Here is a 25,717-nt window from a genome sequence, read left to right on the forward strand (position 1 = left end):
CTGTGCGAACGCCACGATATTGGGTCCTGCCACAGTTTAGGGACAACTTTGGGCAGAAACACGTCGAAGCCGACGGCGGGAGGCATGACAGCGCGCATGAACCCTTACGCTGTTTTGGAGGACGGTCATGGCGCCATTGTCATCAGCCTCCACAACTACTGTCCTTGACGACGACCCAGGAGACATTCGCTGCATGGAACCGTACGGACCACCGCCACCTCAACCGTTTCCCGGCCAGCATCCCCAGCAGCGCCCGCAGTACGGCCCACCGCCGCAGTACGGGCCGCCACAGCAGTACGGCCCGCCACAGCAGTACGGTCCGCCGCAGCCCAAAAAGAAGAGCAAACTCGGGTGGATTCTCGGTGGCATCGGCATTTTCGTGCTGATCCTCCTGTTCGCGGGGTGCTCCGCCCTGGTCAACTCCATCAACGGCGGTGGGAGCCACGCCGAGAAGGCCAAAGCTGTCATGGCCGCGGCCGACAATGCACCGGAGGACGACTGGGTTCTCACGCACCGGAGCGATCCGAAGGTAGAGGCCGGCTGTCTCTCCATCGACACCTCCTGCGTCAGGCTGCGCGCGGAGTGGAAGGTTGATCATAGAGTCAGCCTCAATGACGTTGCGACCCGCATAGGGATGGATGTCAGCAAATCGAAGCTGTCGGAGGACGGCTGCATCAAAGAAAACGACCGCGACGGAGGCGGCACGGACGAAGTATGCATAGTGGAAGAAGAATGGCCCGCGGACGGCTATCGGGTCATCCTTAAAATGTCCCGGCGGTAAGTCGACGGCGACATACCCCTGGTGCCGCTGCTACAGGTAGTCCCCCGCGCGCTCCCGCGCTATCTCCAGCAGAGTGGAGTGAAAGGCGACTTCCGCCGGCGCGTAGACCTTGTCCTGGCGTTGTGCCAGCAGCACCCGCCGCAAGGGGGCGGCGGAACCCAGGCTGATGACCCTCACGTCGGGATGTTGGAGTGCGACGGCGGTTTTCGGCACCATGGCCACGCCCATCCCAACGCTCACCATTGCCTGGGCTTCCTGATAGTCGTTGGCCAGGAACCCGATGGTTGGTTCGAACCCGGCTTCGTGGGCAGAACGTTGCAGCACTTCCACCACGGGATGGGCCTCAGCCCGCACTATCCACGACTCCTTGCGGAGCTCCTCCATTCGGATCTCTTCGCGCCCGGCCAGAGCGTGTCCTCGGGAAACCAGGATCACCGTGCTCTCCTGGAAGACCTCGGTGACGCGAATTGAGTCGTCCTGGAATCTGTTCCAGGGGTAGTCCCAGAGGAGGCATAGGCCAGTAACCCCGGACTGCAGGTCCGATACCAGGTCATCGAAACGCGCACTGCGCACGGACAGGCCAATGGCCGGGTACCGCTTCTTGAAGGCCCTGATGACTATGGGGAGGAATGACCCGGCAAGAGTCGGGAATGTTCCGACCGTCAGGGAGCCGCGCTTGAGTCCGGCGATTTGGTCAAGGTCCGACTGTGCTGCCCGCATTTGACTGACGATCTTGCGGGCGTGGCCAGCCAGCACCTGCCCCGCTTCGGTGGGCACTACCCCACGGGAGCGGCGGTTGAGGAGTGGTTGCCCCACTTCCTGTTCCAGTTTCCGCAGCTGCTGGGAAACTGCCGAAGGAGAGTAGAGCATGAGTTCGGCGGCGGCGGTTATGGAACCCTGCTCAACAACCTCAACCAGCAGCGCCAGCCGTCGAATATCAAAAAGATCCTGGCTCGCATCGTTAAGCAACGGTTCACCCTTCCTAGGAATTGGTTAATTCTATACAGGCAGCAGCCAATACCAAGGAAGAGTTGGCATCCAGGAAGGCCATTCCTTATCTTCAGCGGACGATCCCACCCAAAGCAATCGGTGAATGAAGTATTGCTTCATCCCACCCAAGATATTCAACATTGTCTTCAAATGTGATGTGCCTCAATCTCGAAGTAAGCCCTTGAACAAACCTGGGCGACAGAGAAGCAAGGAACCGACCATGAACATCGAAGCGGAATGGATGCGCGGAGGCACCAGCAAGTGCTGGGTCTTCGAAAGCGGGCAATTCGGTGACACTGAAACCAGTCCGGACGCGTTGCTCCCGCGACTGTTCGGCAGCCCCGACCACCGGCAGATCGACGGTGTGGGTGGCGCAACTTCGACAACCAGCAAAGCCATGATCGTCCACCGTCCAGCGGACGACGATATTGATGTCGAGTTCACGTTTGCCCAGGTAGGAATTGAAGAAGCTGCCGTTGACTGGGGCAGCAATTGCGGTAACTGCTCGGCGGTGGTGGGCTTGTACGCCATCGAGAAGGGTTGGGTTACGCCCACCAGTGACATCACCCGGATCGTCACCCGGAATACCAACACTGGCCAGATCATCATCCAGCGGGTATCCACCCCGGCCGGTGCCCTTCCCATCGTCCCGCAGGCAGAGATGCCCGGCGTCCCCTTCCCCGGGTACCGGGTGGGGCTTGGTTTCCAGGACCCCGCCGGTAAAACCACTGGGAGCTTGCTTCCCACTGGATCCGCGGCAGAGACGATCAGCGCAGGCGGGACACGCTGGACCGCTTCCCTTGTCGACGCCGGAGCGCCAGTAGTAATTCTGCGAGCCGAGGAGCTCGGCTTGGACCCGGAACGCTACGATAGCTGGTTTGCTGGCGTCGAACTGCAATTGGAGACGCTCGAACAGATCCGACGCCAAGCGGCAGTACGCATGGGCCTCGCCGCAACCACCAGCGAAGCGGCACGAGCCATCCCGAAAGTTGCCATCGTCGCTCCACCGGCCCAGTCCGATGCAGGCAGCGATGTCAGCGTCATGATGCTCTCCATGGGCAAGCCGCACCCCGCCCTCGCCATCACGGGCAGCATCGCACTGACGCTTGCAGCCCGCACACCGGGCACCGTTCTGTACGACATCACCGAACACAACCTGCGGCCAACGCTGAGGCTGCGCACACCAGCCGGCGTGATCGAGACGTGGAGTGAGGAAAAGGACGGTTCCCTGATCATCGGTGTGGATCGGACAGCCCGCACCATCGCAACCACCACCATCCACCTCCCCGAGACGCTCGACAACACCGTCGACGCCTCCCTTGCCGGCGCTACCCGCTGAACAGCCAGCGCTACTCAATGAAGAGAGAGCACCATGACTAAGACCGCAGAGAAGACTGCCCCCAACCCCCCAGTTGAAGCGCGGCCCAAGCGCCGCCGTCGTATCCTGCTGGTGACGGCTGTCGCCATCACCGTCCTGGGTCTCGCCGCCCTCCTGCTCGGAGGTGTCCTTGGCAGCCCCGCGGCGGCCTCGGGATCGGAGCCGACCATGACCGCAACGCAGATCATCCCGCTCGTCATCCTGGTGGTGATGTTCGTGGTGGCAACCAAGTGGCCGCTCAACATCGGCGTGATGGGGCTGGTTGCTTCCTTCGGCGTCGGCTATTTCGTACTGGGCATGACTGACAAGCAGATCCTGGAAGAATTCCCGGCCAGCATCGTACTGACGATCATCGGCGTCACCTACTTCTTCAGCATGGCCCAGCGGAACGGCTCCATCGACATCATTGTGCAGACATGCGTCCGACTGGTCCGGGGCAAGACCATGCTGCTGCCCTGGGTCTTCTTCCTCATGGCCGCAGCCCTGACCGCACTGGGGACGTTCTCCCCCGCGGCCGTGGCACTCCTGGCACCGGCCGCGCTCGGGCTTGCCTACGAGTCGCGCATCCATCCGGTCCTGATGGGGGCCTTCGTCATCAATGGCGCCCATGCCGGCGGCTTCTCGCCCCTGTCCGTGGCCGGCGTCCTGGTTCACGACATCGCCACTAAGAACGGCTTTCCCATCGACCAGGGGGCACTTTTCCTGGCGAGCTTCGCCCTGAACTTCATCCTTTCGGCGCTGACCATCGTGCTGTTTGGGCTGCTCGGCAAACTCCGTGACAAGCACGCCAACGAGTACTCCGCACTGGATTCGCCGCGGATCGGACGCCCCAACGGGCAGCAGCTCCTGACCTTGGCCCTGATTCTCGCAATCCTCGTGTGCACGTTGGGCTTCCACATGCCTATCGGCTTCGTTGCCCTGTCCGCCGGCCTTCTCCTGGCACTGGTGAACATCAAGGAGCACCAGACGTTCATCGGCGGCATCTCTTGGTCTACCGTCCTGCTGGTGGCCGGCATGATCACGTACGTCTCGCTGCTCCAGCACGTCGGCGTCATCGACACCCTCGCCGAACAGGCCCTCGCCTTGGGCGCACCCCTGCTGATCGCATTGGTCCTTTGCTACGTCATTGGCGTCGGATCGGCCTTCGCCTCGTCCACGGCATTGCTGACCGCGTTCATCCCGCTGGCCGGCCCTTTGCTGGCAACCAGCTCACTCAGCGCCTCCGGAACCGTCGCGGCTCTTGCAATTGCAGCCACGGTGGTAGACGTTTCACCGTTCTCCACTGACGGCGCCTTGGTAGTAGCCAACGCACGCGAGCACGACCGCCAGCGCGTCTACAAGCAGCTGATGATGTACGCCGGTGGAGTCGTCCTGGTTGCCCCGGCACTGGCCTGGGCCCTGCTGGTACCCACCGGCATCATGTAACCCACCTGCACCGGCTTCCATCCCGCTGGGTTTACAGCGGATGCGGCACAGCCTGCCGGACCAATGTCCGGCAAGCGCGGGAAGGCCCTGTACTCCATCGCAACAGGAAACCCGACGGACGGGCGCAGGGACCCCATGCGCTAAAGACAAAGGCAGGACGCTCCCAGGGCGTCCTGCCTTTGGCCTGTCCGGGGACAGCTGGAGCCGGGCGGGCGGAACGGCCGACCGCCTCGTAAGGGTGCGACGGCGGCCGGTCACCTTGGGCGCCCCGGCCAGGTGCCGGCGTCGAACGTTAACGGCAGGTGCCGGCGTCGAACGTTAACGGCAGGTGCCCCGCCCCCAAGAAGGGAGCGGGGCACCTGCACAAACCGTCAGGCTTAGGCGAAGTCGGAGACTGCCGGGTCCGGGCCGATGCGGCCCTCGGCGCCGCGGTCCAGGCCGTTGATGGCCTCGACGTCGGTGGCGTCCAGCGTGACGTCCAGGGCAGCGAAGTTTTCCCGGATACGCGACTCGGTAACGGACTTGGGGATCACGACGTTGCCGATGGCCAGGTGCCAGGCGATGACAACCTGCGCCGGCGTGGCGTCGTGCTTGGCAGCGATTTCAGCGATGGTGGCGCTCTCCAACAGCTCGCCACCCTGGCCCAGAGGGGACCAAGCCTGGGTCAGGATTCCCTTGGACGCGTTGAACTCGCGCAGCTCGGACTGGTTGAAGAACGGGTGCAGTTCCACCTGGTTGATGGCCGGCACAACGCCGGTTTCATCAATGATGTGCTGCAGGCCTTCCTTGGTGAAGTTGGAAACACCGATGGACTTGACCCGGCCGCGCTTCTTGAGCTCGATGAGGGCCTTCCAGGTATCAACGTACTTTTCCTGCTTGGGCTGCTGCCAGTGGATGAGGTAGAGGTCCAGCGTCTCCAGGCCGAGACGGTCCATGGAAGCCTCGAAAGCCTCCAGCGTGGACTCGTAGCCCTGGTCTGCATTCCACAGCTTGGTGGTGATGAAGATGTCCTCGGCGGAAAGGCCGGAGGAGGCAATGGCACGGCCGACGCCTGCCTCGTTGCCGTAGATCTTTGCTGTGTCGATGTGGCGGAACCCAGCCTCGAAAGCCTGGCGCACCACCTTTTCGGCTACATCGTCTTCAACTTGCCACACCCCGTAGCCGAGCTGGGGGATGGTGTTGCCGTCGTTGAAAGTAAGTGTTGGTGACGAAGTCATGCTTGCCATACTGCCAGCACGGCGCGTTGGAAAGCGCCAATTGTTACGCAGATCAGCTATGCGCTTAACTTATTGCATCGGATGAATAAGGGCGCACGCCTGTAGTTGCGGACGCTGCACACTATGCTTCCTTGGAAAGTTCCCGCTCGGCATCGGCAACCTGCTCGAAGACGGCCTCCGCGCGCCGATGGACGGACAGCGCACCCACCGGCACCGGCCCAACGGCCAGCCTCAGCATTGCCGCCGCTTCAGCCGTGGTGGCCAAGGAGTTCCCCGCCTTCGATAGCGCCCGGTGCACGCCGGCAAGCGCCCCAGGAACGTCCAAACCGTCACTGGGCGAACGTCGTTGCGCCTCAACGCAAATAGCCCTGACACGCGGCGACAACCCGGCCAGTTCATTGGCGATCACCACCAGTTCGTTGTACAACTGCTCGTCATCTACGCCCTCAAGTACCTGGTGGTACCGGTCCAATCCCCGATGGAAGCGGTCGTGGGCGCGGCGCCAAAGCCCCTTGCCGAGCTCCACATCGTCTTTCCGCCCCTGCCGGACGGCCCCAAAGAAACCCACCCCCAGACTCAGAGGTACTGGCCCGGGCCGTGGTCGGGATCTTCGGGACGTCCCTGCGGAACGCCGGGCGCGCCAGGCGCGGCGGCCCGCTGCGGTTGCCCATTTTCCCCGATAACGATTCCCGGAGCGATGACGGTTCCAGGTGGGAGCTGCCGCAGGTGCATCTGGGCGGCTGCGTGTTCCTTGGCGGCTTGTTGGGCCGCAATGGCGGCCTGGATCCCATGGAAAAGACCCTCAAGCCAGCCCACCAGCTGGGCTTGGGCGATGCGGAGTTCGGCGTCGGAAGGCGCCTTTTCCTCGGGGAACGGAAGGCTGATGCGCTCCAGTTCCTCGATGAGTTCCGGCGCAAGCCCATCTTCGAGTTCCTTGATGGAGCGTTCGTGGATTTCTGCCAGGCGTCCGCGGGCAGCATCGTCCAACGGTGCTGCCTTAACTTCTTCCAGGAGCTGCCGGACCATGGTGCCGATCCGCATCACCTTGGCGGGCTCGTCCACCAGTTCGTGGAGGCCACCGCTCCTGGGCTTGGCATCGTCCGCAGGTTGCCCTTGAGTCTGTGGCTGGCCAGGGGCCTGTGCCTCGCCCTCGTCCAGCATGGTGCCCTCCACGGGGGTGTCGTCCGAAGCCTCATCCTTGGGCTGAATGTCGTTCAGATCGCTCATTGGTTCATACTCTCATGTGGTTCGGGCGAACCCAGGTCCGAGTCATCATTTTTGGACTTCGTTCGTAGCGAAACAGGCGACCACCGGCGCTGGTGTCAGCAGCACCTTCCCTGCGGGTTGCTGTCCTGCCGGTCCATCCGGTCCCGCCAGAACTCACGTTCGGTCATGGCGGGACCGGCATGGCCGGTAGCAGCGAAATGCTCAAGATACTTCGCGTACGCATCAGCACCCATAAGCGAACCCATGTATGCCGCGAAGCCCCGGAAGCCGTTGGCGATGGCGTTCATCAGTGGTGTCCGGCTTTCTCAGTGCGTTTCCCAACGGGTAGGGCGTTCCATTCGGCGAGCAAAGCCTTCTCCGCCGCAGTGGGGATCAGCCCCGCGGGGGCGAAGACCTTTGAAGGGACAGCCGGGTCCTCGTGACCCTGTCCCCCACCGGCGCGGATGGCTTTGATGGTGGCCAGGAGGGCGGTGAGAATCACGATGATGCTCAAGACCACAAAGATCACTGACAGCCACCCCTGGATAGCCGTATTCCGGATCACCGCTTCCATGGCCGCCACCGATTTGGCGGTTCCGAATTCCGTCTTCCCATCAGCCAAGGCCTTGGAGAACGCCTGGTTGTTGGCAAAGTATCCTACGGCCGGGACGGGCGAGAAGATCTTATGGAAGCTGGCCGTGATGGTGACGACGGCGGCGAACGCCAACGGGACAGCGACGATCCACAGCCATTTGAAGGTGCCCCGTTTGGCCACAATGGCCATGCACACCGCCAAGGCGATTGCGGCGAGAAGCTGGTTGGCAATACCGAACAGCGGGAAGAGGGTGTTGATGCCACCCAAAGGATCCGTGACACCCATGATCAGCACCGCACCCCAGGCTGCCACCATGATTGCCGTGCACAACCATGCACCGGGCCGCCATGAGGCTTCCTTGAACTTGGGAACAAAGTTGCCGATGGAGTCCTGCAGCATGAACCGGGCAACACGCGTGCCCGCGTCCACTGCGGTCAGGATGAAGAGTGCCTCGAACATGATGGCGAAGTGGTACCAGAAAGCCATCATGCCGGGGCCGCCGATGAACTGCTGCATGATGTGCGCCAGGCCAACAGCCAGCGTCGGGGCACCACCGGAGCGCGAGATGATGCTCTCCTCGCCCACGTCCTTCGCTGTCTGGGCCAGGACGTCGGGGGTGATGTTCACGTTGGCCAGGCCCAGGCTGTTGACCCAAGTGGCTGCGGTTTCAACCGTGCCGCCGGTCAGGGCCAACGGAGCGTTCATGGCGAAGTAGACGCCGCGATCGATCGAGATCGCTGCTACGAGCGCCATGATGGCCACGAAGGACTCCATCAGCATGCCGCCGTAACCGATGAAGCGCGTCTGCCGCTCCTTCTCGATCAGCTTGGGGGTGGTGCCCGAGGAAATGAGCGCGTGGAAACCGGACAACGCGCCACAGGCGATGGTCACGAACAGGAACGGGAACAGTGCACCGGAGAAGACCGGCCCGTTCTCGCGGCTGGCGAACTCGCTGAACGCCGGGACCGTGATTTCCGGACGGACCACGATGATGGCAAGCGCGAGCATCACGATCACGCCGATCTTCATGAACGTCGAAAGGTAGTCCCGCGGCGCAAGGAGCAGCCAAACGGGCAGGATCGCGGCGATGAACCCGTAGATGATAAGGCCCCACGCGATGGTCACCTTATCCAGGTGGAAGAAGGCCGCACCCCACTCGGTGCCAGCCACCGCACCGCCGCCAATGATGGCGGCCATGAGGAGGACGAACCCGATGATGGAGACTTCCATGACCTTGCCCGGCCGGATAAAGCGCAGGTAAACACCCATGAACAGTGCGATGGGGATAGTCATGCCGACGGAGAACACACCCCACGGGCTCTCACCAAGGGCGTTGACCACCACGAGCGCGAGGATGGCCACGATGATGATCATGATCAGCAGCGTGGCGACCAGCGCTGCGGTACCGCCAATAACACCAAGTTCTTCACGGGCCATTTGGCCCAGGGACCGTCCACCGCGGCGCATGGAGAAGAACATCACCAGATAGTCCTGCACCGCGCCGGCAAGAACGACGCCGAGGATGATCCAGATAGTGCCCGGCAGATAGCCCATTTGGGCCGCGATGACAGGTCCTACCAGCGGGCCAGCGCCTGCAATGGCAGCGAAGTGGTGGCCGAAGAGCACGTTGCGGTCTGTTCGGACATAGTCCTTGCCATCCGCCTTGTACTCAGCAGGAGTGGCCCGGCGGTCGTCCGGTTTGAGCAGGTACCGCTCTATGACCTTCGAGTAGAACCGGTAGCCGATCAAGTACGTGCACACCGCGGCGAAAACGAACCAGATGGCATTCACTGTTTCGCCACGGACCAACGCGACCATGAACCATGCCACCGCCCCAAGGAGCGAAATCGCCACCCAGAGCCCAATCTTGGCCGGCGTCCAGTTACGCTCTTCAGCCTCACTAACGGAATCATCCACGGCCGGCGATGGCAGTGTGGGATCCAGTCCTTCCGCGAGTCCGGTTTGGTCAGGAACCTTGCCCATATCTCCTCCTTGAGAACTGCTGCGGTGATGGGAAATGCTGTTGTGGCGAAAACTGCGGTAGGGACCGCTTCGCCACGTGCCTTCCAGCACAGTAACAACTGCTACCGACAAGTAAAGGCCGTACACGCGTGCGGGACCCTGGCCCGCGGTGAGCGGTCACAGCCATGCGACGGACGACCGTTCCTGGACGCCCAGCAAACTCGCGTCTCGCACCGGAAGACGCTAAACCGCTCCCGCGTTGCCCTGCGCCTGGACCATCCGTGCCTCACAAAGGTCCAGCCAGCGCACCTCCGCTTCGGCCTGAAAAATCAGCGAGTCCAGCACCAGCAGCCATGCAGTATCGGACGATCGCTGATTGGCGGAAACCGCCTTACGGGCCTGCGTATGTTCCTGCAGGGCACGGAGTGACACTTCGCGCTGTGACTGGATCACTTCCGAGGCGTCCACACCAGGAAGGGTAACGGCGAGCGCCAGCTTGATGGCGATTTCGTTCCGCGGCGGACTGCCCCGGTCAACCGCCCCCGCGAACCACGCCACGACTTCCTCAGCCCCGGCGTCAGTGATGCTGTAGACGACGTGCCCACCGCCGTCGTCGCCGTCCTTGCTGACCAGGCCGTCACGCTCCAGGCGGTCCAGGGTGGTGTAGACCTGCCCGATGTTCAGCGGCCAGGCGGCAGCTGTTCGGTCCTCGAATTCGACCCGCAGCTCATAGCCGTACCGCGGCTGGTCCTGGAGCAGGGCCAGCAGGCTGTGCCGGATGGACATTGGACTCCTCGCTGCGGTGGATTGACTGGTCAGAGCAGAAGCAGGACCTTGCCCACGTGGTCGCCGGAGTCAAAGTACCGGTGCGCGTCCTGCACTTGGTCCAGCGGGAAGGACTTGGCCACCAGGGGCCGGATCCTGCCATCGGTGATCATGGGCCATACGGACTCGCGCACGGCGGACATGATGATGCCCTTCTCGGCCACGGACCGGGGCCGGAGGGCCGTTCCGATAACGGCGGCCCGTTTGCTGAGGAGCTGGCCGAGGTTGATTTCCGCTGTGGCGCCGCCCTGGAGCCCGATGACGATGAGCCTGCCGTAGTCGCCAAGGGCGTCGATGTTCTGCTGCAGGTATTTGGCACCGACGACGTCGAGGATCACGTCCGCGCCTTTGCCACCGTTTTGCGCCCGCAGGCTTTCAGCGAAGTCCTCTTCGGTGTAGTTGATGGCGATGTCCGCACCGAGGAAGGCCTTGGCGGTGCCGACCTTCTCGTCCGTGCCGGCTGTGGCAGCCACTTTTGCGCCGTAGGCCTTGGCCAGCTGGATGGCCATGGTGCCGATGCCGCCCGTTGCCCCGTGGATGAGCACCGTCTCGCCTGGTTGCAGTTGGGCGGTCATGATCAGGTTGGAGTAAACGGTGGCGGCAACCTCGGGCAGCGCGGCTGCGGTGATGAGGTCAACGCCGTCGGGAACCCTGAGCACTTGCTCGGCGGACACAGCTACCTGTTGGGCGTAGCCGCCACCGGAAAGAAGGGCAACTACTTTGTCCCCTACCGAGAATGCCTTGGTGACGCCGGGACCGAAGGCGGCGATGCGGCCGGACACTTCAAGCCCGGGGATCTCTGAAGCCCCAGGGGGTGGCGGGTAGAAACCGCGTCGCTGCTGGACATCGGCCCTGTTCAGGCCTGCGGCGACGACATCGATCAGGACTTCGCCCTCACCCGGGACCGGAGCAGGAACGTCGCGGACCTCGAGGACTTCGGGCCCGCCTGGCTCTGAGATGTAGACGGCTTTCATGACGAACTCCCGGTTTCTTGCATGTCCGTCGGCCCCGGGGCGGGGACCGGACAGACGTGATGTTTTGGAACAGCCAACTCCCTATGAAACACTACTAGGCGAGGAAGGTTGTCCGAGCGGCCTAAGGAGCTGGTCTTGAAAACCAGTGTGCGGTAACCCCGTACCAAGGGTTCAAATCCCTTACCTTCCGCCAATGAATGCCCCGGGTTCCAAACCCGGGGCATTTTTGTGCCCACGGTCCCAGTGCGTCCGGGCTAACTGAGAACCTGCAACCGGAACATCATTGAAACTGTCAGACCCCCCGCATAGTGTTCTACCTGTCTCCACACCTCTGACCTAAACCGCAGTTTTACCGCGGAACTACAACAGGAGCCTGACCTATGCCAACGCCTGACATCACACCCGGCGCACCGTGCTGGATAGATCTGATGACGTCCGATACAGAGAAAGCCAAGGAGTTTTACAACGTCCTCTTCGGCTGGACGTACGAAGCCGGTGATGAGGAGACGTACGGCGGCTACATCACCGCGTCCAAGGACGGAAAGCTGGTGGCCGGCATCATGCAGAAGCAGGCTGACATGGGCGCCATGCCGGACCTGTGGTCCACTTACCTGCGCACGGACGACATCAAGGCGACCACAGAGGCCGCAGCGGCCAACGGGGGCCAGGTCTACATGGAACCCATGGATGTTCCGGAGCAAGGCAGCATGGCCATGTACGGCGATTCCTCGGGCGCATCCATCGGTGCCTGGCAGTTCGGTCAGATGAAGGGTTTCGAAGTAGCTGCGGAACCGGGTTCACCGGCGTGGCATGAGCTCCTTGCCAAGGACTACGACTCAGCCGTGTCTTTCTACCAGAAAGTCTTCGGCTGGGACACGAATGTCATGAGTGATACCCCGGAGTTCCGCTACACCACCCTGGGCGCAGGAGACAACGCGAAGGCGGGCATCATGGATGCCGCCGGCGTACTCTCTGACGAAGTACCGTCCATGTGGAGCGTCTACTTCGCGGTTGAGAACACCGACGCCACAGTAGAGCAAGCCCTCGCCTTGGGAGCAACAGTCATGCATGCCGCGGAAGAAACACCGTTCGGCCGCCTGGCGACGCTCATTGATCCCACCGGCGCAGTATTCAAGATCATCCAGGACACGGGTCAGTCCGCTTAGACTTTTGATTTCCGGGTGGTGCCCGGCGCCTCCTACCCAGGGGCGCCCGGCCCCACCCGCCCACCGCCGATCCTGGGGGATCGTTCGGCGTGGGCGCTTTGACCGGTCCCTCATTGATTGGCCGCAGGCTGGGCATCCCCCGATCTCCACCTGCGGTCCCTGGGGAACGAGGACCTGAGTTGCAGCACCTTTCACAAGCCATCAAAGCCACCGCCCTGTTGGGCCTGGCGTCCTTAGCCCTGGCGGGATGTTCGCTGATCAGCAGCGGGGATGCCAAACGGGACGAGTCCGGCAAACCTACCGAGTCTTCTGTTGCGGATGCCTTCAAAGTGAAGGTGGGTGACTGCATCGCTGAGCCGTCCGGTACTGAGGTCAAGGACGTATCCGTCATCCCCTGCGACCAAGAGCACGATCTCGAAGCTTATGCGGCCAAGGACATTGTGGCCGACACGTACCCGGGCCAGTCCGAGGTTGAGAAGCAATCCGAAGAGTATTGCAGTTCCGAGTTCGCAAGCTTCGTGGGCGTGCCCTTTGATTCATCAACCCTGGAACTGACCTACTTCTACCCCACTACCGATACGTGGAAGGCCGATGACCGCGAGATCGTCTGCCTGATCGGCGGCGCGTCCGGCGCAGCTACGTCCGGGACCCTCAAGGGCGCCGCCAAGTAAAGAAGGCCAGTGGCGGGCACTCTCCGGCCACCACTGGTCCACTTCCCATTCATCCGTTCGTGTTCTGCTACGTCTGAGGCAGCTTTACCCCGGAGTAACTTCCGGGAACAGCGCCCACTTCACAAGAAGGTGGGCGTCGTCCACAGGGCCATACAGGGCTCCCTAATGAAAGTTAGAGCGGATGCACCAACACCATTGGAAATTACTGGCGGGAACGGCCTTGTCGGCAGGGTTGCTTGCAGCCCCGTTGACGGCTGTCCCGGCCATGGCGGCGGACGATCCCGCCACGCCGGCGGGCACCTCGCCGGTGGTCATCAACGAGGCCTATCTCAGCGGCGGAAGCAGCGGCGCGGCCTTCAAGAACAAATTCGTGGAGCTCTACAACTCCTCGGACGCACCCGTCAGCTTGGCTGGCTGGTCCTTGCAATACCGGTCGGGCACGGCTACCGCAGCACCAACGGGGATCACTCCCTTGACAGGGAGTATCCCGGCCAAGGGCTACTTCCTGGTCCAAGGGGCCAGCAACAGCGCCTCCTCTACGGCGCCGGCCCTCCCCACGCCGGATGTTCAGGCCTCCGGAACCCTGAACCCGAGCGGAACCACCGGGACACTGGTCCTGGCGAAACAGGGCACCGCCGTGTCCCCACTTCCCGCGGGCTCAGTGACGGCCAACGCCGCCATCGCCGACCTCCTGGGTTACGGAACGTCCAACACTTTTGAGACCGCGCCTGCAACGGCTCCCGCCAGTAATTCAGACGTCAAGAGCCTCAACCGGACCAACGGCGTTGACACCGACTCCAATGCCGCTGATTTCACCCTCAGCGCCACCATCACCCCCACGCCTTCGGCTGGCACCACGCCGCCCACCGATCCTGGTCCGCAACCGGGCACCAAGACCATCGCGGAGATACAAGGCACCGGCATGGCCAGCCCGTTGGTCGGCAGCACGGTGAGCACCCGAGGCAAGGTCACCGCCGTCTACGCGACAGGCGGATTCAACGGCTACTACGTGCAGACCCCGGGTACCGGCGGCGAAACAGCAGCGGCGGCCAGGACGGCGTCGGACGCTTTGTTCGTCTATTCACCCACGACGGCGGCCACGGTCCAGCCGGGCGACTACCTGGAACTCACCGGTGTGGTCAGCGAATTTGCCAACCAAACACAGATCACAGTGGAAGCCGCGGGGCTGAAGAAGCTCACCGAAGCGGCCCCCGAGGTCAAGTCCACGCCGTTCGCGTTGCCGGCCAACGAGGCAGCCCGTGAAAGCCTCGAAGGCATGCTTGTCTCACCCCAGGGTGACTTCACGGTGACTGACAACTACTCCCTGAACCAGTACGGCGAGATCGGCCTCGCGGCCGGCAAGTCCCCGCTGGTCCAGCCGACGGCGGTGGCAACCTACGGCTCGCCCGAGTATGCCGCCGTAGTGGCAGATAACGCCTTGCGCGGCATCAAGCTCGACGACGGCGCGTCCACCAACTTCCTCAAGGACGCGGCCACCAAGGCCCAGCAATTGCCGTATCTGACCCCTTCGGACCCCGTACGTGTTGGCTCGCCCGCCACGTTCAAAACCGACGTCATCCTGGGCTACGGGAACAACTCGTGGAAGTTCCAGCCGCTCACGGCGCTGAGCCCTGCAAACGCTGAGTCCGTCCAGCCCGCAACCTTCACCTCCACCCGCCCAGAAGGTCCTGCAGACGTGGGTGGCAGCCTCAAGCTGGCCTCCTTCAACGTGCTGAACTACTTCCCCACCACGGGTGACCAACTCGCTGGCTGTGTTTTCTACACCGACCGCGACGGCAACCCGATCACCGTCAAGGAAGGCTGCAACGCCCGCGGTGCTGCCAACGCGGAGAACTTCGAGCGCCAGCAGGCCAAGATCGTTGCCGCGATTACCAAGTCGGGCGCCGACGTCGTGTCCCTCGAAGAGATCGAGAACTCGGCCCAGTTCGGCAAGAACCGCGACGACGCCCTGTCCAAGCTCGTGGAGTCCCTCAACGTCAAGACTCCCGGAGTGTGGGATTACGTGCGCACGCCTGCGAACGCTCCCCCGCTGAGCGATGAAGACATGATCCGCACCGCATTCATCTATAAAAAGGCCGCGGCCGAACCTCTGGGCGAGTCCATCATCCACAACGACACCGTGGCCTTCGCCAGCGCCCGTAAGCCGCTGGCCCAGGTGTTCAAGCCGGTCGGCGGCAGCGATGACAAGAAATTCATCGCGATCGTGAACCACTTCAAGTCCAAGGGCTCCGCAGCAACGCCGGACGATACCGACAAGGGCCAGGGCGCCTCCAACATTGCCCGCACCAAGCAGGCCGAATCCCTGCTGGCTTTCTCCAAGGACCTCCAGGCCTCCAAGGGCACTGACAAGGTCTTCCTGATCGGTGACTTCAACGCCTATTCCAAGGAAGATCCCATCAACGTCCTCACCGGCGCGGGCTACACCGACCTCGAAGTCGGCACCGGCAAACACTCCTACCTGTTCGGCGGGATGGTGGGCTCCCTCGACCACATCCTGGCATCCCCGGCCGCCCACAAGGTTGTCACGGGAACCGACATCTGGAACATCAACTCCGTTGAGTCCGTCGCCCTGGAATACAGCAGGTATAACAACAACGTGACCAACTACTATGCCGCGGACGAGTTCCGGGCCAGCGACCACGACCCCGTGGTGGTGGGCCTGAACCTGGCTCCGGACGCACCGGCCACTGTTGACCTGCAGTTCCTGGGAATTAACGACTTCCACGGCCGGATCGACACCAACACGGTACTCTTCGCAGGCACCGTGGAGAAGCTCCGTGCGGCAGCAGCCCCCGGCGCGACTGCCTTCATCTCCGCTGGCGACAATATCGGTGCCTCCCTCTTCGCTTCCTCCGTGGCGAAGGACCAGCCCACCCTTGACGTCCTGAACGCGCTCGAGCTGCAGGCTTCCGCTGTGGGCAACCACGAGTTCGACGGCGGCTGGGCAGACTTGCGCGACCGCGTCATAGCCGGAGGCAACAACGCAAAGTTCGCCTACCTGGGCGCCAACGTTTACCAGAAGGGCACCACCACCCCCGTCCTGCCGGAGTACAAGGTCCTGGACCTGAACGGCATGAAGGTAGCGGTCATCGGCACGGTCACCCAGGAAGTTCCTTCCCTGGTAACCCCCGCAGGCATCACCGATCTTGAGTTCGGCGATCCCGTGGAGGCCATCAACCGGGTTGCCGCGAAGATCAAGGCCGAAAAGCTGGCAGACCTGATCATCGTGGAAAACCACGATGGCGCCGCGTCCGGCACCCCAGAGGGCGCCACGTTGGAGCAGGAAGTGGCCGCGGGCGGTCCGTTTGCCAAGCTCGTCAACGAAACCACTCCGGACGTAGCTGCCATCTTCACCGGGCACACCCACAAGGAGTACGCCTGGGACGCGCCCGTACTTGACGCCAACGGCCAACCCACCGGCAAGACCCGCCCGATCGTGCAGACCGGCAACTACGGCGAGAACGTGGGCAGCGTAACGCTCACCGTAGACACCGCGAGCAAGTCCGTCACCGCCTACAAGGCAGCAGTCGTGGACAGGACCACCGAAACCGCTGAAAGCCTCGTCGCGGCCTATCCGCGGGTGGCGGCAGTGAAAACCATCGTGGACATGGCCCTGGCCCAGGCTGCGGAAATCGGCAACCAGCCTGTAGGTGCAGTGACCGCTGATATCACCACAGCATTCACCCCGGACCCCGCTGGGGGCGCCCCCAAGCGGGACGATCGCGCGAGCGAGTCCACGCTGGGCAACCTGGTAGCGGACTCCCTGGTGGACACGCTCAAGGCGCCCGAACTCGGCGCGGCGGAAATCGGCGTCGTCAACCCCGGCGGGTTGCGCAACGAGCTGTACTACGCGCCGGACGGGACCATCACCTACGCCGAGGCCAACGCGGTCCTGCCGTTCGTGAACAACCTGTGGACCACATCCCTGACGGGTGCGCAGTTCAAGACGCTCCTGGAGCAGCAGTGGCAGACCAACCCGGACGGCACCATCCCAAGCCGCCCGTACCAGCAGCTGGGGGTGTCCAAGAACGTCAACTACACCTACGACGCCGCCCGTGCAGCGGGCGATCGGATCACTGGCATCTGGGTTAATGGCGCTGTGATCGACCCCGCAAAGCAGTACAGGATCGGTACCTTCAGCTTCCTGGCAACAGGCGGTGACAACTTCCGGATCTTCAAGGAGGGCAGCAACACGAAGGACACGGGCCTGGTGGACCGTGACGCTTGGATCAAGTACCTCCAAACGCACAACCCGGTCTCGCCGGACTTCGCACGCCGCTCAGTTGCTGTGGCAAACTCCACCGCAGCCGAGGTCAAGGCTGGCGAATCCATCACGCTGGCGGTCTCCAAGCTGAACCTGACCTCCATCGGCAGCCCTGCGAACACCTTGCTGAAAGCGGTCTTTGTCGACGCCAAGGGCGCCTCCGTGGCACTCGGGGACGTCCCCGTATCCGCCGGCGCGGCGACCGTCAACGTGAAGGTGCCCGCTGCAGCGGTCGCGGGTACAGGCACCCTGGTGCTGACCGCCGTCGAGTCCGGAACGGTAGTGAAGGCCCTGGTCAAGGTGGCAGCGAGCGGACCCAACCCGCCGCAGTGCACCCCGCCCACCAAGCCGTCCAAGTGGTACGACATTGTGGGATGGCTGCGGTACGGCATCGAATGGTTGCAGTACCAGAAATGCCTGAGGGGCTAAGCGCCCCGTAGCATGCCCCAAGAGACAGGCCCCTCACGATTGGTTCGTGAGGGGCCTGTCTTGTGGTTACTTGTTTGCCGGTTCCGGGTCCTGGACCCTGGCAGCATCGCTGCGCAGCTCGGCCTGGAAAGCGGCGTACCGGGCCAGGTGGGCGGGACGGCGTCGGAGTATCGCCCAAGCGACCCCCAAAAACACGAACCACAGGGGCGTGGCCAGCAACGCTGCGAGGGTGTCCGGCTGGGTGGTCAGCGCCCACAGCACGAAGGCAAAGAAGGCGAACACCACCCACACCATGGCCACTCCACCCGGCATCTTGAACGCCGAAGATTCGTGAAGGTGGGGACGGCGCTTCCGGAAGGCCAGGTAGCTGGCCAGGATGATCGACCACACGAAGACGAAGCAGACGGCAGACACGGTGGTCACCATATCGAACGCCTTACCGACGTCCTGGCCGGCGTACATGAGCACGACGCCGGACAGCAACAGAACGCAGGACAGGAACAGTGCGTTGCGGGGTACTTTGCGTCCGGAGAGCGCGCCGAACACCTTGGGGGCATCGCCTTCCTGGGCGAGGCCGAACACCATGCGGGACGTGGAGTAGATCCCTGAGTTGGCTGAGGACATGGCGGATGTGAGGACCACCAGGTTGACGATCGTGGCTGCTGCGCCCAGGCCGGCCAGGGAGAACATGGCAATGAACGGGCTGTGACCGGCAGCGAACTGGGTCCACGGGGTGACGGACATCAGGATGATCAGGGCGCCCACGTAGAAGAGGAGCACGCGGATGGGAATCGAGTTGATGGCCTTGGGCAGGTTCTTTTCCGGGTCCTTGGCCTCAGCCGCAGTGGTTCCCACCAGTTCGATGCCGACGAAAGCGAAGACCGCGATCTGGAATCCGGCGACGAAGCCCATGAATTCGTTCGGGAAGAAGCCTCCATGGCTCCAGAGGTTGGTGAAGCTGGCTGGGCCGGCTTCGGACTGGAAGCCGCTAAAAATCATGAACAGGCCAACAATGATCAAGGCCGCGATGGCGACGATCTTGATGAGGGCGAACCAGAACTCGGTTTCGCCGAATGCCTTCACCGTTGCCAGGTTCAGCAGCAGGAGGATGCCGATGGTAATCAGCCCCGGCACCCAGAGCGGAAGGGAAGGCCACAGCTCCTGCGAGTAACCCGCGATCGCAATGACGTCCGCAATTCCCGTGATGACCCAGCAGAACCAGTACGTCCAACCGGTGAAGAAGCCGGCCCAAGGACCCAGGAGGTCAGCTGCGAAGTCGCTGAAGGATTTGTAGTTCAGGTTGCTGAGCAGCAGTTCGCCCATGGCACGCATGACGAAGAACAGCATGAAGCCGATGATCATGTACACGAAGATGACGGACGGGCCGGCGGCGGAGATGGTTTTGCCGGAACCCATGAAAAGGCCTGTTCCGATTGCTCCGCCGATGGCGATGAGCTGGATGTGGCGGTTGCTGAGCTGGCGCTCAAGATGCGGTGAATCGGTACCGGTTGAGGGTGGGCGCTGAATCGTCAAAGGAACTCCATCGTTCAGGCGGCACTGGGTGCCACAAGATTCGGGTTCCTCCCCGCTCTGTAGATGGACCTGAGAGTTTCCGCAGGCGTGGGCCTGCTTGCACCTTCGGTGAGCCCGGCGTTCCGGACTGCTTTCCAGAGTTGCCTCGCCGCGGCGGTACATGGGCCTGAGAGATTCCTGGGGAGGGTTTGCTCCTACGGCGCCTGTGGTGATGTACCGGCAGGGCTCTCCCGCCGCGGATCAAAAGCGCGCACCACCAGTTCGGTGATGCAGCTCACACACTAACGAAGGCCGGGCGGCACTGCAACCCTGGGTCCTCAGCGGGCCAGAATGCTACGCGCAATCTCATCGGCGTCCCGCAGGGTCCGCTGTCCGCTGGCATAGGCATGCCCGGTCCGGGGCCGCGCCTCCGCCGCGATGGCCGTGCCCCACTGTGAAGCGGACAACTGCAAACCCAGAACGTACAGGTTTTCGGTGACCGACCCGTTGGCCGCCAAAGGCCGGTACGGATGCGGCACAACATCCAGGCCGGTGGTCTGCATGGGAGTGCCTTCGACGCTCATCATGATCTTGGTGCGGACCAGCCCGTCAGCCATGAGCTGTTCCAGGAGCGGAGAGAGGTTGATGCCCACCCTGTTGGCGGGCGACATCGCCTCGATCAGGGTTCGCGCTTCCACCGGAGCGTCGTGTACCCACGGCGAAACCGCCCGGAACAGTTTCGCGCTCCGGTCCACGCTGAACTTTGGGTCCGGTCCAACAAAACTTACGACGCCGGCACGCGCCAGGGCGGCCAGCTGCTCCGAACGCAGCGCGGGCGCCCCACTGGCCAGCCCTTCGACGAAGGATTCGAACCAGCCCCGAAGCCCAGCCAACCAGGATTCGTCCGTGATGCCACCATCAGCCACCACGGATTTCAGGATCGCGCGGCCGGTGTGGAGTGCACCGATGGCCATCTTCACGGGGTCCGATTCGCCCAGGGCCGATCGCCGCGCATCGTCATCCAGGTACGCCGTGACAGCCGCGTCCAGCTCCCGCCTTGAGGCAAAGGTACGTCCAGCCAGCGGCGCGGCGAGTCCGCGAAGGTTCAGCCGGCGGGAAGCCACGACGTGCTTTTCCACGAGATCGCCCACGTCGATTTCCCATTTCGCGGTGGTGTGCGCGTGCGGTTGGAGCGCGTCCTCAAGGTCCGCCAGGAATTGCGCAGGATCCTTGATCGCAGTGGGTTGTGAACGGGCCAGCGTTGAGTAATACGCCCACAGTGCATCACGGTGGAGCAGCGGCCAAAGGTCGTGGTCGAAACCGGGCTGGATTCCGGCCGCACGGAACCGGTCGACGGCGTCTTCGGTCAGATAGCGCATGGTGATGCTGCTGGGGTAGTAGCCAGCCAGCCCCGCCTTGGCACGGTAAGGAGTGCCACGCCGGGAGGCAGCAATGATCCTGGGTTCCCTGCCCGATGCCCGATACTCCAGCACGCCTGCCCCGGGAGAACCGGCCTCGACGAACTTGCCGCCACGGCCCTCAGTCAGCTGACCCATGACGTCGAAGAAGTTCAAACCCATTCCGCGGATCAGCACCGGCTCGTTATCCGGCACTGCCTCCCAGTCGACGTCCGCCGGCGGTGCTGGCGGGAAATAGAGCAGCCCTTGCTCCTCCGCGGCGCTCTTGAAAGACCTCTGCTCGGGATTTAGCCGGGACTCGACATGACCCAGCGCGAGGACCACGGAACCGACGGTGAGGATCGCACCGTTGGCGAGTTCGACGTCGAACGCGTCTTTGGTTCCGTCCTTCACCGGTCGCGCCGCCACAGCTGAGGTCTCATGGAACGTGACCTCGACGCCGTCGGGCAGCCGTTCGAGCAAGCCGTCGAGGGTCTGGCGCAAGTACCGCCCATACAGGGCACGGCTGGGGAAGTCATGTGATTCGAGGGTGGCAAGCTCCGCCTTTTCGGCGTCGTCCAGTCCCAAGCCATCACGACGCCGGGCCTCGCGCCACTGGTCGAACGAACCACCTGCCAGCGGCGGAGCGAGCATGGGATCTTCAGGGATGAGCGTCGGATAAAACGACTGGGTGTTCATCAGGTAGAGCCGGGACTGCCCCGGCTGCCAAACGTGGCCCGAACCCGCGGGGAAGGGATCCACCACATCAATGTGCAAGCTGGTCCCCTCTGCGCGCTCCGCGGGGGTGCCCCCAGCTGCCCAATTCGCGAGCAGCCGCTCAAGGACGCTGGTGCCCCGAGGGCCCGCCCCCAGCAGGGCGACACGGTTGGTTTGGGATTTAGCCACGCTCAAGCCTAACTTCTGCGTTACTTGCTTACTGTTGAACAGTGTTGCTTGGATGGGGCGATGACCACCACAGAAGCTGATCAGACGCCACTTCCCGAAAATGACACTGCGCCGGCCCGTCCGCGCCACGCCGCAGAGGTTGCGCCTGAACCCACGGATGAAAACGTCTGGCTCGAAGACATCCATGGCGAAGAGCAGTTGGCTTGGGTCCGGGAACAAAACGCGCGCACCGAAGAACTGCTTGAGGACGCCGAATACACCGCCGTCGAAGCCGGAATCCTTGAGGTCCTCGATTCCACGGACCGCATCGCCATGGTCTCCAAGCGCGGGGAGCACTATTACAACTTCTGGAAAGACCAGGAACACCCCAAGGGTCTCTGGCGCCGCACCACGTGGGAGAGCTACCTCACCGACGCACCTGAATGGGACGTCCTCCTGGACGTTGATGCGCTTGCCGCTGCGGAGGGCGTCGAATGGGTATTCCATGGAGCCGGTTTCCTCCGTCCTGCGGACGGGAGCGAGTACCGACTGGCCATGGTGTCGCTGTCCCCCGACGGCGGCGACGCGGACCGTCACCGCGAGTTCGACGTCGAATCGCGCACCTTCGTTGAGGGCGGCTTCGACCTCCCCACCGCCAAGGGCAACGTCAGCTGGCTCGATGCCGACACCCTGCTGGTGTCCAGCACCGCCGACGGGCTCCCTGCCACGACCTCCTCTTACGCCCGGACCGGTGTCAAGCTTCGACGCGGCCAGGCCCTGGCCGATGCTGAACAGCTCTTCGAAATCCCCGAGGACCACATGCTGGCCATGGTGGCCCACGACTCCACCCCAGGCTTTGAGCGCACCTTCGCCGTTGACTACATCGACTTCTACAACCGAAGCACGTGGGTGCTGCGGGACGGGTCCTGGGTGGCCATTGATGTACCCACCGACGTGAACATCAGCGCCCACCGCGACTGGCTGCTGTTCCGGCCGCAGAAGGACTGGGACGTTGCCGGCGTTGTCTACCCTGCAGGGTCTTTGCTCGGGGCCAACTTCGAGGACTACCTGTCGGGCTCACGTTCTTTGGTGGTGCTGTTTTCGCCCGATGAGCACACATCCTTGCAGTCCTGGAGCTGGACCAGGGACTACCTCCTGCTGAACCTCCTCCGCGATGTCTCCTCCGAAATCCGGGTTTTGGATCCGTCAGTTGTCGACTCCGATGGAGTGTGGGCTTCAACCGCCCTGGACGCCTGCCCTCCCCTGCACGACGTGAACGCCTACGCGGTGGACGATGAAGACCCCGGAGCCGCCGGCAACGACTTCTGGCTCGTGGCCACCGGCTTCACCACGCCCACCACCCTGACCCGCGGAACACTCGACTCCGCATCGCCCTCGGGTGCGGACGGCGGCGTGGTGAGCCAACACGCAGTGGTGAAGCGATCGCCGTCGTTCTTCAACGAAGCGGACTATGAAGTCCAGCAACACTTCGCCAAATCGGCGGACGGAACCAAGGTCCCCTACTTCCAGGTCGCGTCCAAGGACCTGGTCCTGGACGGCCAGAACCCCACCCAGCTCTCCGGCTACGGCGGTTTCGAGATTTCCCGGACGCCCGCGTATAGCGGCACGATCGGGCGGGCGTGGCTTGAACGGCGCACCTCCGGTGTAGCGTCCGACGACGGAGCTGCCGCGCACTCGCGTGGCGGCGTGTACGTGGTGGCCAACATCCGTGGAGGCGGCGAATACGGACCGTCCTGGCACCGCGCCGCACTCCAGGAAAACCGCCACCGCGCCTACGAGGACTTCGCCGCCGTCGCGAAGGACCTCATCTCCCGCGGCGTCACCAGCAGACGCCGCCTGGGCTGCGTCGGTGGTTCCAACGGCGGGCTGCTGGTAGGCAACATGCTGACCCAGTACCCGGAGCTGTTCGGGGCTGTGTCGTGCGGGGTGCCGCTCCTGGACATGCGCCGCTACACCAAGCTGTCCGCCGGGTACTCCTGGATCGCCGAGTACGGCGACCCGGACGTGCCTGGACAGTGGGAGTTCATCCGCACATTCTCGCCGTACCACCTCCTGCATGACGGCGTGGAATACCCGGAAACCTTCATTTGGACTGCCACGTCCGATGATCGGGTAGGCCCCGTCCAAGCCCGAAAGATGGCCGCCCGCATGCAAGCCATGGGCATCCCGAATGTCTGGTTCCACGAGGCCTTGGAGGGCGGCCACGCAGGAGCATCGGACAACCGGCAGGCTGCCGCACTGCAGGCCCGGAGCAACCACTTCCTGTGGCGTTCGCTGGCCGGAAGCAACTAACACTTCCCCTGTTTTGCGCTCGACGGCACGTTCTGCGTATCCTTGGTGGGCTAGCAATAGCAAAGGGAGACGTGCCAGAGCGGCCGAATGGGCTTCACTGCTAATGAAGTGTGGGGCACAACTCCACCGGGGGTTCAAATCCCCCCGTCTCCGCGAATAGGTCCCGGTTTTCGAACCGGGACCTTTTGCGTTTAACGGCGCTTCGCTCCGCCGCTCACTTCCGCGCCCGCGTGCCGGTGGAGGGTCAGGCTGTCCACGGTGCTGATCAGCATCAGGACGGCCATCGCAAGGAACGCCCCCTTGTAGGCCGCCACCTGGTCACCGCCCAGAAGGTGCGTCGTTTCGAGCAGGCGCAGGAACAAAGCCCCCACCGCGATCCCGGCCGCAGCCGCCAACTGGACCAGCGTGGCAGAGATTGCGTTAGCCGAGGGCAGCTGTTCCGGAACGATGTCCGCGTACTGCACCGAGGCGTACGCGGAGAAGCCGATGGAACGGAAAGCTCCGCTGAAAAGCAGCAAAGCGAGAATCACGGGCTCAGGAGTTTGGGCATCCAGGAACGCGCACAGGGCAAACGTCACGGCGGAGGCGAACGATGCGAAAACGAGCACCGGCTTGAAACCGAAACGCCGGATCAGAGGCGTCGTGGCCGGCTTGATCCCAATATTGCCGACGAATACTGCGGCGACCATGACACCGGCTTTGAGGGGATCCCAGCCAAAGCCGTCCTGGAACATCAGCGGCAACAGGAAAGGCACCGAACTGATGGTCAGCCGGTAAATGAAGCCGCCCGTCGACGTCGCCCTGAACGTCCTGGTCCCGAAAACGCTGAGGTTGAACAGGGGAACGCTGGCATTCCGCATCCACCAGACAGCGCCCGCGAGCGACAACACCCCCGCAGCGACCACCACAATGGCAAGCACGTTGGACGAGTGGCCGCCCAAGGTTTCCAACCCCACCACCAGGGCACCCACACCCAGGGTGGTCAGCATGAGCCCAAACCAGTCAAGGCGGCGTTGGGAATCGAACTGGGTCCGCGGCACCAGCCTGAGCGCGGCAATGAAGGCAACGAGGCCAAGGGGCACATTGATGATGAAGATCCAGTGCCAGGACAAGAAGGTAGTGAGCGCGCCACCGACCATCGGAGCCAGGACCGGGGCAAGAAGGCCAGGCCACACCAGGTACGCGGTGGCCCGGAGGAGCTCGGATTTCGGCGTCCCGCGTAACACCACCAGAGTGCCGACGGGAACCATCATGGCCCCGCCCATGCCCTGTGCCACCCTGCTGAGGGTGAGCATGGACAGGTCAGTGCTCACGGCGCAGAGCAGGGAGGCGATGGTGAACACCGATATGGCGAGGCAGAAGATCCGGCGAGCGCCGAAGCGTTCAGCCAACCAACTGCTGAGCGGGATACCCATTGCCACTGTCACCAGGTACGCGGTCATGGTGATGTTGATGTCGGCCGGTGCCACGCGGAAATCGGAGGCGATGCTGGGAATTGCTGTGGTGAGGATGGTGCCGTCGAGGAACTCCATGAAGAACGTTGCAGCCACCAACAGGGCCAGGCGCGGCCGCCAGCTGGTTTCGCTGGTGGTGTCGACTTCTGTGTTGCTGGGGTTTGTGCTCATGGCTCCGGTCCAGGATCTGGCTGGCGGCCCGTGAGAGGCCGCTGGCGTGTTGGCTCGATCCTATAGAGGCACAGTGGGAGC

At 63.2% G+C, this 25,717-nt stretch carries 18 protein-coding genes, 2 tRNA genes and 1 riboswitch; of the genes, 9 read left to right on the forward strand and 11 right to left on the reverse strand.

Annotated elements, in window-relative coordinates:
* Positions 1–127: 127 nt before the first annotated feature.
* Positions 128–781 (forward strand): hypothetical protein, encoded by a 654-nt coding sequence (locus J2Y68_RS16290; protein WP_309994842.1) that lies wholly within the window; start codon positions 128–130, stop codon positions 779–781.
* Positions 782–811: 30 nt separating this feature from the next.
* On the opposite strand, the gene J2Y68_RS16295 is transcribed toward J2Y68_RS16290, so the two are convergent.
* Positions 812–1,750 carry a LysR family transcriptional regulator gene (locus J2Y68_RS16295; protein ID WP_309994843.1) on the reverse strand — a complete coding sequence of 313 codons (939 nt, stop codon included), beginning with the start codon at positions 1,748–1,750 and terminating at the stop codon, positions 812–814.
* 241 nt (positions 1,751–1,991) lie between these two features.
* Here J2Y68_RS16295 and J2Y68_RS16300 point away from each other — a divergent pair, with 241 nt between their 5' ends.
* Together J2Y68_RS16300 and J2Y68_RS16305 are read left to right on the forward strand one after the other, a co-directional pair.
* Positions 1,992–3,110, forward strand: a complete 1,119-nt coding sequence (locus J2Y68_RS16300) for a PrpF domain-containing protein (protein ID WP_309994844.1) — start codon at positions 1,992–1,994, stop codon at positions 3,108–3,110.
* A 33-nt stretch (positions 3,111–3,143) separates the two neighbouring features.
* Complete coding sequence (locus J2Y68_RS16305; RefSeq protein ID WP_309994845.1) at positions 3,144–4,574, forward strand: SLC13 family permease; 1,431 nt, start codon at positions 3,144–3,146, stop codon at positions 4,572–4,574.
* A 377-nt stretch (positions 4,575–4,951) separates the two neighbouring features.
* Here the strand turns inward: J2Y68_RS16305 and J2Y68_RS16310 are convergent, their stop codons facing one another.
* The 7 genes from J2Y68_RS16310 to J2Y68_RS16340 all read right to left on the reverse strand — a co-directional run bounded on the left by J2Y68_RS16310 (position 4,952) and on the right by J2Y68_RS16340 (position 11,353).
* A complete protein-coding gene (locus J2Y68_RS16310) occupies positions 4,952–5,791 on the reverse strand; it encodes an aldo/keto reductase (protein WP_309994846.1) in 840 nt (279 codons plus the stop codon).
* Between the two features lie 121 nt (positions 5,792–5,912).
* Positions 5,913–6,359 (reverse strand): hypothetical protein, encoded by a 447-nt coding sequence (locus J2Y68_RS16315; protein ID WP_309994847.1) that lies wholly within the window; start codon positions 6,357–6,359, stop codon positions 5,913–5,915.
* Between the two features lie 8 nt (positions 6,360–6,367).
* The gene (locus tag J2Y68_RS16320) at positions 6,368–7,018 is read right to left on the reverse strand and encodes a bacterial proteasome activator family protein (RefSeq protein ID WP_309994848.1); all 651 of its coding nucleotides are present in this window, start codon (positions 7,016–7,018) and stop codon (positions 6,368–6,370) included.
* Positions 7,019–7,113: 95 nt separating this feature from the next.
* Complete coding sequence (locus tag J2Y68_RS16325; protein ID WP_257370368.1) at positions 7,114–7,305, reverse strand: YbdD/YjiX family protein; 192 nt, start codon at positions 7,303–7,305, stop codon at positions 7,114–7,116.
* Positions 7,305–9,575 (reverse strand): carbon starvation CstA family protein, encoded by a 2,271-nt coding sequence (locus J2Y68_RS16330; protein WP_309994849.1) that lies wholly within the window; start codon positions 9,573–9,575, stop codon positions 7,305–7,307. Before J2Y68_RS16330 ends, J2Y68_RS16325 begins: the two co-directional genes overlap by 1 nt.
* A gap of 222 nt (positions 9,576–9,797) precedes the next feature.
* Positions 9,798–10,340, reverse strand: coding sequence for a PadR family transcriptional regulator (locus tag J2Y68_RS16335; protein WP_257370370.1), 543 nt, complete (start codon positions 10,338–10,340; stop codon positions 9,798–9,800).
* Between the two features lie 29 nt (positions 10,341–10,369).
* The gene (locus J2Y68_RS16340) at positions 10,370–11,353 is read right to left on the reverse strand and encodes an NAD(P)H-quinone oxidoreductase (protein WP_309994850.1); all 984 of its coding nucleotides are present in this window, start codon (positions 11,351–11,353) and stop codon (positions 10,370–10,372) included.
* 102 nt (positions 11,354–11,455) lie between these two features.
* On the opposite strand from J2Y68_RS16340, the gene J2Y68_RS16345 reads away from it, so the two are divergent.
* The 4 genes from J2Y68_RS16345 (at position 11,456) to J2Y68_RS16360 (ending at position 17,904) form a co-directional block, all read left to right on the forward strand.
* Positions 11,456–11,546 (forward strand) — tRNA-Ser (locus J2Y68_RS16345).
* Between the two features lie 187 nt (positions 11,547–11,733).
* A complete protein-coding gene (locus J2Y68_RS16350) occupies positions 11,734–12,519 on the forward strand; it encodes a VOC family protein (RefSeq protein WP_309994851.1) in 786 nt (261 codons plus the stop codon).
* Positions 12,520–12,698: 179 nt separating this feature from the next.
* Entirely contained in the window at positions 12,699–13,190 is a 492-nt protein-coding gene (locus J2Y68_RS16355) for a septum formation family protein (RefSeq protein ID WP_309994852.1), read from the forward strand.
* A 181-nt stretch (positions 13,191–13,371) separates the two neighbouring features.
* Entirely contained in the window at positions 13,372–17,904 is a 4,533-nt protein-coding gene (locus J2Y68_RS16360) for an ExeM/NucH family extracellular endonuclease (protein WP_309994853.1), read from the forward strand.
* 66 nt (positions 17,905–17,970) lie between these two features.
* Here the strand turns inward: J2Y68_RS16360 and cycA are convergent, their stop codons facing one another.
* Positions 17,971–19,437, reverse strand: coding sequence for a D-serine/D-alanine/glycine transporter (gene cycA, locus J2Y68_RS16365; RefSeq protein ID WP_309994854.1), 1,467 nt, complete (start codon positions 19,435–19,437; stop codon positions 17,971–17,973).
* Between the two features lie 144 nt (positions 19,438–19,581).
* A riboswitch (glycine riboswitch) is annotated at positions 19,582–19,680 on the reverse strand.
* A 74-nt stretch (positions 19,681–19,754) separates the two neighbouring features.
* On the reverse strand, positions 19,755–21,719 hold the full coding sequence (locus J2Y68_RS16370; protein ID WP_309994855.1) for an FAD/NAD(P)-binding protein: 1,965 nt from the start codon (positions 21,717–21,719) through the stop codon (positions 19,755–19,757).
* Between the two features lie 60 nt (positions 21,720–21,779).
* On the opposite strand from J2Y68_RS16370, the gene J2Y68_RS16375 reads away from it, so the two are divergent.
* Positions 21,780–24,011: a prolyl oligopeptidase family serine peptidase gene (locus J2Y68_RS16375; protein ID WP_309994856.1), complete on the forward strand. Its 2,232-nt coding sequence runs from the start codon at positions 21,780–21,782 to the stop codon at positions 24,009–24,011.
* A 65-nt stretch (positions 24,012–24,076) separates the two neighbouring features.
* Positions 24,077–24,164 (forward strand) — tRNA-Ser (locus J2Y68_RS16380).
* A gap of 38 nt (positions 24,165–24,202) precedes the next feature.
* Here the strand turns inward: J2Y68_RS16380 and J2Y68_RS16385 are convergent.
* Entirely contained in the window at positions 24,203–25,636 is a 1,434-nt protein-coding gene (locus J2Y68_RS16385) for an MFS transporter (protein ID WP_309994857.1), read from the reverse strand.
* Positions 25,637–25,717: the final 81 nt, after the last annotated feature.

The sequence above is a fragment of the Paenarthrobacter nitroguajacolicus genome (assembly GCF_031455195.1).
Classification (GTDB): domain Bacteria; phylum Actinomycetota; class Actinomycetes; order Actinomycetales; family Micrococcaceae; genus Arthrobacter; species Arthrobacter nitroguajacolicus_D.

Coding starts and splice junctions, on each gene's coding strand:
- J2Y68_RS16335 (WP_257370370.1), bottom strand. CDS start 10,340: ATGTCCATCCGGCACAGCCTGCTGGCCCTGCTCCAGGACCAGCCGCGG.
- J2Y68_RS16350 (WP_309994851.1), top strand. CDS start 11,734: ATGCCAACGCCTGACATCACACCCGGCGCACCGTGCTGGATAGATCTG.
- J2Y68_RS16385 (WP_309994857.1), bottom strand. CDS start 25,636: ATGAGCACAAACCCCAGCAACACAGAAGTCGACACCACCAGCGAAACC.
- J2Y68_RS16310 (WP_309994846.1), bottom strand. CDS start 5,791: ATGACTTCGTCACCAACACTTACTTTCAACGACGGCAACACCATCCCC.
- J2Y68_RS16300 (WP_309994844.1), top strand. CDS start 1,992: ATGAACATCGAAGCGGAATGGATGCGCGGAGGCACCAGCAAGTGCTGG.
- J2Y68_RS16320 (WP_309994848.1), bottom strand. CDS start 7,018: ATGAGCGATCTGAACGACATTCAGCCCAAGGATGAGGCTTCGGACGAC.
- J2Y68_RS16340 (WP_309994850.1), bottom strand. CDS start 11,353: ATGAAAGCCGTCTACATCTCAGAGCCAGGCGGGCCCGAAGTCCTCGAG.
- J2Y68_RS16375 (WP_309994856.1), top strand. CDS start 21,780: ATGACCACCACAGAAGCTGATCAGACGCCACTTCCCGAAAATGACACT.
- J2Y68_RS16325 (WP_257370368.1), bottom strand. CDS start 7,305: ATGAACGCCATCGCCAACGGCTTCCGGGGCTTCGCGGCATACATGGGT.
- J2Y68_RS16360 (WP_309994853.1), top strand. CDS start 13,372: ATGCACCAACACCATTGGAAATTACTGGCGGGAACGGCCTTGTCGGCA.
- J2Y68_RS16290 (WP_309994842.1), top strand. CDS start 128: ATGGCGCCATTGTCATCAGCCTCCACAACTACTGTCCTTGACGACGAC.
- J2Y68_RS16330 (WP_309994849.1), bottom strand. CDS start 9,575: ATGGGCAAGGTTCCTGACCAAACCGGACTCGCGGAAGGACTGGATCCC.
- J2Y68_RS16305 (WP_309994845.1), top strand. CDS start 3,144: ATGACTAAGACCGCAGAGAAGACTGCCCCCAACCCCCCAGTTGAAGCG.